6 protein-coding genes are annotated in these 9,345 nt (G+C 69.1%); 5 read left to right on the top strand and 1 reads right to left on the bottom strand.

The genetic code is table 11. The features are described from left to right. Positions 1-551 precede the first annotated feature (551 nt). The gene (locus DI272_RS43355; protein WP_109501358.1) at positions 552-1,415 is read right to left on the bottom strand and encodes a PRC and DUF2382 domain-containing protein; all 864 of its coding nucleotides are present in this window, start codon (positions 1,413-1,415) and stop codon (positions 552-554) included. Between the two features lie 618 nt (positions 1,416-2,033). Here DI272_RS43355 and DI272_RS43350 point away from each other — a divergent pair. The 5 genes from DI272_RS43350 to DI272_RS43330 all read left to right on the top strand — a co-directional run bounded on the left by DI272_RS43350 (position 2,034) and on the right by DI272_RS43330 (position 9,229). Further along, the gene (locus tag DI272_RS43350) at positions 2,034-3,356 is read left to right on the top strand and encodes an ABC transporter substrate-binding protein (protein WP_109501361.1); all 1,323 of its coding nucleotides are present in this window, start codon (positions 2,034-2,036) and stop codon (positions 3,354-3,356) included. Between the two features lie 421 nt (positions 3,357-3,777). Further along, the gene (locus DI272_RS43345) at positions 3,778-4,740 is read left to right on the top strand and encodes a carbohydrate ABC transporter permease (RefSeq protein ID WP_109501357.1); all 963 of its coding nucleotides are present in this window, start codon (positions 3,778-3,780) and stop codon (positions 4,738-4,740) included. Then, complete coding sequence (locus tag DI272_RS43340; RefSeq protein ID WP_109501356.1) at positions 4,737-5,615, top strand: carbohydrate ABC transporter permease; 879 nt, start codon at positions 4,737-4,739, stop codon at positions 5,613-5,615. The genes DI272_RS43345 and DI272_RS43340 overlap by 4 nt, the downstream gene beginning before the upstream one ends. 46 nt (positions 5,616-5,661) lie before the next feature. Then, entirely contained in the window at positions 5,662-8,178 is a 2,517-nt protein-coding gene (locus tag DI272_RS43335; protein WP_109501355.1) for a glycoside hydrolase family 2 protein, read from the top strand. After that, positions 8,171-9,229: a LacI family DNA-binding transcriptional regulator gene (locus tag DI272_RS43330; RefSeq protein ID WP_109501354.1), complete on the top strand. Its 1,059-nt coding sequence runs from the start codon at positions 8,171-8,173 to the stop codon at positions 9,227-9,229. The genes DI272_RS43335 and DI272_RS43330 overlap by 8 nt, the downstream gene beginning before the upstream one ends. The last annotated feature ends 116 nt before the right edge of the window (positions 9,230-9,345 follow it).

Genomic DNA, 9,345 nt, shown 5'->3' with positions numbered 1-9,345 from the left:
CGCCCCACACCGCGATCATCACGGCACAGGGCAAGGGGCGAAGCCCACTTCTAAAACACGGCCTAGGGCTGCTGCGCGCGGTAGGTCCCGTGTACCAGTTCCGCCATCAGGCGCTCCGTCACTACCTGAGAGGCCTTCAGCCCTCCGAACAGGGGGATGCCGTATAGGACAGGGGTCGTGATCGGCTACGGGGGGAGGGCAAAGGCCATGAATTGCCAGATGGGGAGGAACGTCCGGGCGCTCAGCGCGGAGACGTCTTGCTCGTTCGGTCCTCGGCCGGCCAGAGCAGCAACTCGGACACATGACGACCCGTCCGCAGCTTGATGGACGTCCAAGAGCGCGTGAAGGCACCCGGCCTGACGCCAGGTCAACGGAGCAGGAGTATCAGGTCTTCGCTCCGCGCTCAGCGTTGCCGCTGACGCTGTGACTGAGCGGGGGCTCTGCTCTTCCCGCCCGCTCCGCCGGGGAGTGGCGGTCGCTATCGGTGGAGCGCCGCTGGGGGGCGACGCTCCGTATCCGATCCGGTTGGGCCTGGCCTGGCCTGAGCTGCCCTAACCCGGCTCGTCGGTGTCGTCGACGATGTCGGCGTCACTGTCGATGCGCTCCTTGCGCACCTGCCCGCCCACGGTCATCTGCTCGGTGTGTTCCTCCGTGGTCAGGCGCACGCGCTCCTTCGGTACGACCTCGGTCTCCACGACCGGCCTCTCCTCGTGCAGCACGACCTCGTGTTCGGCCTCGCTGATCTCAGGATCTGGCAGGGCGGCGTCGCGGTCGGCCGCGGTGATCGGCTCCCGCTCGACACGTACTTCCTCGTGCCGCAGGGGAACGGTGTGCTCCTCCTCCTCGGTCACGACGTACTTGCGCAGGCGGGCCCGGCCCGCCTCACGCCGCTCGACACCCACATGCATCTCTTCTTCGGACCGCGTCAGGGCATCGTCCTCATACCCCGCACGCTCGTGTCCCGCGAGTGCGCCGCTGCCCATGCCGGTGGCGGTGCCCTGGCCCGTCGCGTCGGCCCCCGTGCCCGCGGCGCCCGCGGCACCACCGTGCGCCCAGCCGTCCGCGCCGGGATCGTTGGCGCGGGCCCAGGACTCGTCCCAGCTCATGCCGTAGTACTCGTACAGCCGGTGTTCCTCGGTCTCCGACAGATGGCCGCCGGCGTCGACGTCCACCTGGGGGGCGTCCTTCACCTTGTTCTTGGAGTACGGAACCTCGACGTGACCGTCCACCACCGACGCGTTGCCGATGGGCACGAACGATTCGCTGGTGCCGAACATGCCGGTCTTCACCGACGCCCACTCGGGGCGCCCAGTAGCGTCGTCCAGGAACACATGCCTGGCCTCACCGATCTTCTTGCCGCCTTCGTCGAGGACCGGATGGTTCAGGACCGCTGGAATCTGCTCTCTGGTGATCATGCTTGTCTCACCCTTCTTCCGGCGTGATTCCTCCGACGAGTAGGCACCAAAAAAGGCATGAAACGCCCCATATGCCACAAGGGGCACATTCTTTCCGTAAGTGCTGTCGCGTCACATCCATGAACTGAAGGGGTGCGGCAGGCTGATCGTTGCAGGGGGCGGCCGGGTGTGGAACCCGGCACTGCTCATCCGGGGCGACCGGCACTTCCGCGATCTGGGCCCCGCCTCCTGTCGAGAGCTGCGATCAGGACATCGCCCGGGCGTGGGGCGGCGGCCCGGGGACTACTCAAAGTGATGTCCCTTCGGGTGGGTGGCGCCTGTGCAGGGGTGCGCCGGACATGGTGGACAGCACATGGGACCATCCTCCTGACAACGTTGTCCAGAGTCCGGCGCCACCTTTTCCGGGCCGGTGTGCCGAAGCCTTGGGCGATTTAGTCAGGGTTTAGTAAAACGCCTGTTCAGAGCCTCAAAATGGCAAGAAATCAATCTGGACCGGTCTATGGACAGGGCCGTGAAGTTACGTCTACGTTGAGCGCTCGTCAGGCCGGGACGACGGGGGAGCCGACAGGGCTGCCCGTGATCCGGGACCGGAGAGGCGCGGAGCGAAAGGTGGCGATGATGCGGAGAAACGGGGTGGCCTTGGCGGCCGCTGTGATGGTGGCTGCTACAGCCTGTAGCGGCGGTAGCGGGGGCGGCAATGGCGAGATCGCTGCACCCCCGAGTGACCCGAAGAAGGTGTCGGGCGAGATCACGGTCCTGACGAACAGGACGGACCAGATATCCGACGGCACGCTGAAGAAGTACGCCGCCGAGTTCCGCAAGGTCTACCCGGGCGTGAAGGTCAAGTTCGAGGGCCTGACCGACTACGAGGGCGAAACCAAGATCCGGATGAACACCGAGAACTACGGTGACGTCCTGCTGATCCCCAACTCGCTCTCCATCAAGCAGTACCCGACCTTCTTCGCACCGCTGGGAACGTCCGGGGAGCTGTCGAAGAAGTTCGACTACACCGACCACGCGACAGTGGACGGCAAGGTGTACGGCCTGGCCGGCATCGGTGTGGCCAACGGGTTCGTCTACAACAAGGCGGTCTGGAGCAAGGCCGGCATCGAGGACTGGCCGACCACGCCCGACGAGTTCGTCGCCGACCTCAAGGCGATCAAGTCCAAGACCGGCGCGGTCCCGTACTACACCAACTACAAGGACGGCTGGCCGCTCACCAACTGGACGAACGCCATCGGCTCGCCCCGGTGCGACACCGGTGCCTACGACTCCCTGGCGACGACCGAAAAGCCCTGGAGCAAGGGGAGTACGGGGTCGGACCTGTACGCGATCGACGAGCTGCTCTACACGATCGTCGACCAGAAGCTGTCCGAGCCGGATCCGACCACCACCAACTGGGAGGACTCCAAGTCGCAGCTCGGCACCGGCAAGGTCGCCTCGATGTGGCTCGGCTCCTGGGCGATCTCGCAGATGCGGGCGGCGGCGGAGGCGGCGGGCGAGAATCCCGACGACATCGCGTTCATGCCCTTCCCGGCGACGACGGACGGCAAGTTCTGCTCGGTGTTGCGGCCCGACTACCAGTACGCGATCAACGTCCACTCCGACAAGAAGGAGGCCGCGCGTGCGTGGATCGACTGGTACATCACCAAGTCCGGTCAGTCGGCTGCCGAGGGTTCCATCTCCTCGGTGCACGGAGCTCCGCTCCCCGACACTCTCAAAGCATTCTCCGACAACGATGTCAAGCTGATTCCGCAGAGCCAGAAGAACCTGGCCCAGGTCAACGAGATCGACAAGGCGTCGGAGATCGGCATCACCGCGCAGGACTACCGCCGCAAGCTGGTGGACATCGCGCGCGGCGCAGCCGACGGGGACATGAGCAGCTACTTCGCCGAGCTGAACGGCAAGTGGGCAGAGGCCCAGCAGACCCTCGGCGGCTGACGGTGCAGCGGCACGGTGACACCGGCAGCGGAACCGGCCGGCTCCCCGGCAACGCCGCACGGGGGCGGCTGACTTGCGGTACCGCCGCGCTCAGCCTCGGTCTGGTACCCGACTGTGCCGCAGGCCGCGCGCCGCGTGCCGTGCCGTGCGGTGCACGCGAGCCGAGTGCCGCATATCGCCACGCCACGCCGCGCAACGCAGTGCCACGCAACGCCACGGCAGCCGGGCGTCCGGGCCCGCTGTCACCGTGCACTACGTCCGAGCCCTTGACGCCGCCCGACGCCGCCCGACGCCGCCTGACGCCGCCGGGAAGGCGAGCCGACCGCTCGCCGTGCCGTGACGGCGGGCCATTGCCGCACCGCTCGTCGTCACGGCGCTCCGCAGGGCGTTCGTCCGGCCCATCACCACGAGGAACCTTGAGATGACCGCTGTCCAGAAGATCCGCGCCGGGGCGCCGGCTGGTGGCCGGCGACATGCCCCGCCTCCCGAACCGGCTGCCGCGAAACGCCCTCGCAGGCGTCGGCGCCACAGCCCGCTGACCCCCTGGCTGTTCCTGGCCGTGCCGCTGACCCTGGTGGTGATGTTCACCTACCTCCCGGTGGCCGACATCATCGGCTACAGCTTCACCGACTGGGACGGCGTCAGCCCCTCCAGCGCCTTCGTTGGCGCGGACAACTACACCGACCTGGTCACACGGCCGGCGCGGTTCGAGGTGTTCCTCGTCAGCGGCTTCTACCTGGCGGCTTCGTTCGTGCAGATCGGGCTCGCGCTGTACTTCGCCACCGTCCTCAGCTTCAACACCCGCTTCCGCAACCTCTTCAAGGGGCTGCTGTTCTTCCCCTATCTGATCAACGGGGTGGCTGTCGGGTTCGTCTTCCTGTACTTCTTCCAGCCCCACGGCACCCTGGACACACTTCTGGGCATGGTGGGGGCCGACGGCGAACACCTGTGGCTGGGCGATCCGGACCTGGCCAACACCTCGCTGGCCGGGGTGTCGGTCTGGCGCTTCATGGGTTTGAACATGGTGCTGTTCCTCGGCGCGATCCAGTCCATCCCGCCGCACCTGTACGAGGCGGCGCAGATCGACGGGGCCAACCGCTGGGAGCAGTTCCGGCACATCATCGCGCCCAGCATCAAACCCGTCATCAGCCTGAGCTTCGTGCTCGCGGTGTCGGGATCACTGGCGGTCTTCGAGATCCCGTACATCATGACCCAGGGCGCGAACGGTACGGAGACGTTCGTCATCCAGACGGTGAAGCTGGCGTTCCAGTTCGACAAGGTCGGCCTCGCCTCCGCCTCGGCCGTCGTTCTGCTGGTCCTGATTCTGCTGATCACCTGGGTCCAGCGGCGGCTGATCCCCGAGGAGAGGGTGGAACTCTCGTGACCACCGACACACACGTGCCCGTCGGACATCGCACCCGCGTCGACCGGCCGGGGCGGGCACGGACCGCCGCGACCCTCAAGTACCTCTCGCTGGCACTGGCCTCGGCCGTCGTCGTGGTGCCGCTCGTCGTCGTACTGCTCACCTCGCTCAAGACGCAGTCCGAGGTGGCCCACAGCGGACCGATGTCGCTGCCGGGGGACTGGTTCAACTTCAGCAACTACGCCACCGCCTTCGAACAGGGCGCGATGCTCTCGGCGTTCGGCAACACGATGCTGATCCTGGTCGTCTCCACCACGGGCACCGTACTCATCGGCTCGATGACCGCGTACGCCATCGACCGCTTCCAGTTCCGTTTCAAGAAGCTGGTGATGGGGCTCTTCCTGCTGGCGACCCTGGTGCCCAGCGTCACCACCCAGGTCGCCACCTTCCAGGTGATCGACGAGCTCGGCGCCTTCAACACCCGCTGGGCGCCGATCCTGCTCTACACCGGCACCGACATCGTCTCCATCTACATCTTCCTGCAGTTCATCCGGTCGATCCCGAGCTCCCTGGACGAAGCCGCCCGCATCGACGGCGCCAACTCCTGGACGATCTACCGGAAAATCATCTTCCCGATGCTGCGGCCGGCCATCGCCACCGTCGTCATCGTCAAGGGCATCGCGATCTACAACGACTTCTACGTGCCCTTCCTCTACATGCCCGACCCGGACCTCGGCACCATCTCCACCGCCCTGTTCCGCTTCAAGGGGCCCTTCGGCGCCCACTGGGAGACCATCTGCGCCGGCACGATCCTGGTGATCCTGCCGACCCTCGTCGTCTTCCTGGCGCTCCAGCGCTTCATCTACAGCGGTTTCGCGGCCGGTTCCACCAAGTGACCGGCTCCGCCACCGCGCCCCGCACCACGTCTCACGAGGAGTTCGCATGAAGGTCCGCCACCCGCTGTCCCAGGGCTGGACGCTGCGCCTGGACACCGATGGCCACACCCCCCAGGGCGCGCCCCCACAGCTGGCCGGAACCGCCGTGCCCGCACACGTGCCCGGCTGCGTCCACACCGACCTGATGGCGGCGGGCCTGCTGGCCGACCCGTACCTGGACCGCAACGAGACGGACGCCGCGTGGGTGGGCCGGGCCGACTGGACGTACGCGACCGAACTGCCGCGGCGGGACGCCTCCTTCGAGCGCGCCGAGCTGGTCTTCGACGGACTGGACACGGTCGCCGCCGTCCAGGTCGGCGGACGGCTGCTGGGCCGTACCCGCAACATGCACCGCTCCTACCGGTTCGACGTCACCGACCTGCTGACGGAGGGCCCCGCACCGCTGGAGATCGCCTTCACCTCCGCCTACACCGAGGCCGAGACGGTGCGGGCGGCCCTGGGTGAGCGTCCCAACTCCTATCCCGAGCCGTTCAACTACGTACGCAAGATGGCCTGCTCCTTCGGCTGGGACTGGGGACCCACCCTGGTGACGGCCGGAGTGTGGCGCGAGGCACGGGTCGAGCAGTGGTCCACCGCCCGGCTGGCCCGGGTCCGCCCGCAGGTCACCGTTGCCCCGGACGGCACCGGCGTCGCCGAGATCGTCGTCGACCTGGATCGCACCGCCGGCGGACAGGAGCGCGCCCTGCGGCTGGCGGCCTCGGTCGGCGACGCCACCGCCGAGGTCACCGTCGCCCCGGGCGCGGCCTGCGCCACGGTGACCGTGCGGGTCCCCGACGCGGCCCTGTGGTGGCCGCGCGGCTACGGCGAGCAGCCCCTGTACGACTGCACCGTGGTCCTGGGCGACGAGGAGACGGGCCGGGCCCTGGACACCTGGGAGCGCCGTGTCGGTTTCCGCACCGTCGAGTTGGACACCTCCGCCGACGCGCACGGCAGCGCCTTCACCCTCGTCGTCAACGGCGTGCCCGTCTTCGCCCGGGGCGTGAACTGGATACCCGACGACGTCTTCCCCACCCGGGTCACCCCGGACCGCTACCGGGCTCGGCTCACCCAGGCCGCGCAGGCGGGCGTGGACCTGGTGCGGGTGTGGGGCGGCGGTATCTACGAGGACCGCGCCTTCTACGACACCTGTGACGAACTGGGCCTGATGGTCTGGCAGGACTTCCTGTTCGCCTGCGCCGCCTATCCCGAGGAGCAGCCGCTGCGCTCGGAGATCGAGGCCGAGGCCCGGGAGAACGTGGCGCGCCTCATGCCGCACCCGTCGCTCGTCCTGTGGAACGGCAACAACGAGAACCTCTGGGGCTTCGCCGACTGGGACTGGGAGCAGGCCCTCGCCGGTGACTCCTGGGGCGAGGGCTACTACCTGGGGCTGCTGCCCCGTGTCGTCGCCCAGACCGACCCCACCCGCCCGTACTGGGCGGGCAGCCCGTGGTCCGGGTCGTGGGAGCACCCGCCCAACGACCCCGGCCACGGCACCGCCCACTCCTGGGAGGTGTGGAACCGCCGCGACTACCGCGACTACCTCGACACGGTGCCGCGTTTCGTCGCCGAGTTCGGCTGGCAGGCACCGCCGGCCCTCGCCACCCTGGAACGCGCCCTGTCCGAGCGGCCGCTGCGCGCCGATTCGCCCGGCATGCTGCACCACCAGAAGGCGGAGGACGGCAACGGCAAGCTCAACCGCGGCCTCGAACCGCACTTCGCCCCGCCCGCCGACTTCGACAGCTGGCACTATCTGACCCAGCTCAACCAGGCGCGCGCCGTCGCCGCCGGCGTCGAGCACTGGCGTGCGCACTGGCCGCGCTGCGCGGGCACGGTGCTGTGGCAGCTCAACGACTGCTGGCCGGTCACCTCTTGGGCGGCCATCGACGGCGACGCCCGCCTCAAGCCCCTGTACTTCGAGATGCGCCGCCTGTACGCCGACCGGCTGCTGACGGTCCAGGAACGCGACGGCGAGCTGGTGCTCGCCGGCTGCAACCAGGGCGCTCCGGTGTGGGCGTCCACCGTCACCGTGCGCCGGGTGGGCGCGGACGGCACCGTACTCGCCCGCGCCGAGGTCGCCCTGAAGGCGGGAGCGCGCAGCGTGGCCCTGGAGCGGCTGCCGGAGCCCGTCACCGCGTTCGGTGACCCGCGCCGGGAGTTCCTGGTCGCCGACGCGCCGAGCGGCGACGACAGCGGGGCGGCGCTGCGGGCGGTGCACTTCGCCTGTGCCGACCGGGAGTTCGCCTACGCCGACGCTGCCTACGACGTCGAAATCGGGCAGGACGGCAAGGACACCGCGACGGTGACCGTCACCGCCGGCAGCGTCGTACGGGACCTGCTGCTCCAGGCCGACCGGCTCGACGCGGACGCGCACACCGACCAGGGGCGGGTGACCCTGCTGCCCGGCGAGAGCACCACCTGGCACGTCACCGGCTGGTCGCGGCCCGATCCCGAGGCCGCCCGTGCGGCGCTGTTCTGCGTCAACGACCGGGCCGCCGCCCGCGACCACGGAGCCGTACGTGGGTGAGGGCCCGACCGGACGGCCGGGGCGCGTCACGATCAAGGACGTGGCGGCCCTGGCCGGGGTGTCCCGAGGAGCGGTGTCGCTGGCCTTCAACAACCGCCCCGGTGTGTCGTCGGCGACCCGCGAACGCATCATGGCGGCCGTCGCCGAGCTGGGCTGGGTACCTAACCAGGCCGCGAAGAAGCTGTCCGGGACGACGACGGGCGCCGGGGACACCGTCGGCCTGGTCATCGCCCGGCCCGCCCGCCAGCTCGGACTCGAACCGTTCTACATGGAGTTCATCTCCGGCGTCGAGTCCGTCCTGGAGGAGCACGGCTGTTCGCTCCTGCTGCATCTCGTACGGGACACCGCGCAGGAGATCGCCGTGCACAAGGAGTGGTGGCACTCCCGTCGGATCGCGGGCTCCCTCCTGGTGGACATCCAGCACGACGATCCCCGGGTCACCGAACTCGCGGCGCTCGGGCTGCCGGCCGTCGCGGTCGGCCACCCGTCCCTGACCGGCGGTTTCACCTCCGTGTGGACCGACGACGAGGCCGCCGTGCACGAGGCGGTGCGTTACCTCGCCGCGCTCGGCCACCGCCGTATCGCACGCGTGGGCGGTCACGCCCAGCTCGGCCACACCATGATCCGCACGGCCGCGCTCAACGCGATCGTGGCCGAACTGGGCCTGGAACCGGCCCGCTCCGTCACCACCGACTACTCCGGCGAGCAGGGCGCGCGGGCCACCCGCTCGCTGCTCGCCTCCCCGCGGCGGCCGACCGCGATCGTCTACGACAACGACATCATGGCGGTCGCGGGGCTGTCGGTGGCGGCCGAGATGGGCCTGAGCGTGCCGCGGGATCTGAGTCTGATCGCCTGGGACGACTCGCAGTTGTGTCAGCTCACCCATCCCAACCTGTCCGCCATGAGTCATGACGTGTTCGGTTTCGGCGCCGATGTCGTGCGCCGGCTGTTCGACGTCGTGCACCGCCGCAACCCCTCCTCCGGCCCGGTCGCACCCCCGGTCCTGGTGCCCCGCGGCAGCAGCGCGCCCCCGAGGGAGGACAGCACCTGACGCCAGGGTGGTCCTGGCCACCACCACCGAACCGGCGGCCAGGCCTCGCGGGACAGCTCCCCGCCCGGGCGGCTGCCCCGAATTCCCCGCCCCGTTCGCCTTCTTGAGCCGAAAGG

It is taken from the genome of Streptomyces sp. Act143, assembly GCF_003143935.1.
Classification (GTDB): domain Bacteria; phylum Actinomycetota; class Actinomycetes; order Streptomycetales; family Streptomycetaceae; genus Streptomyces.
Note: the sequence above shows the minus strand (reverse complement) of the source record. Positions and strands in the feature narration are given on the sequence as shown.

What these genes read in the sequence shown, in the direction of transcription:
- DI272_RS43335 (WP_109501355.1), top strand. Translation starts at nt 5,662, where the DNA reads ATGAAGGTCCGCCACCCGCTGTCCCAGGGCTGGACGCTGCGCCTGGAC.
- DI272_RS43350 (WP_109501361.1), top strand. Translation starts at nt 2,034, where the DNA reads ATGCGGAGAAACGGGGTGGCCTTGGCGGCCGCTGTGATGGTGGCTGCT.
- DI272_RS43355 (WP_109501358.1), bottom strand. Translation starts at nt 1,415, where the DNA reads ATGATCACCAGAGAGCAGATTCCAGCGGTCCTGAACCATCCGGTCCTC.
- DI272_RS43345 (WP_109501357.1), top strand. Translation starts at nt 3,778, where the DNA reads ATGACCGCTGTCCAGAAGATCCGCGCCGGGGCGCCGGCTGGTGGCCGG.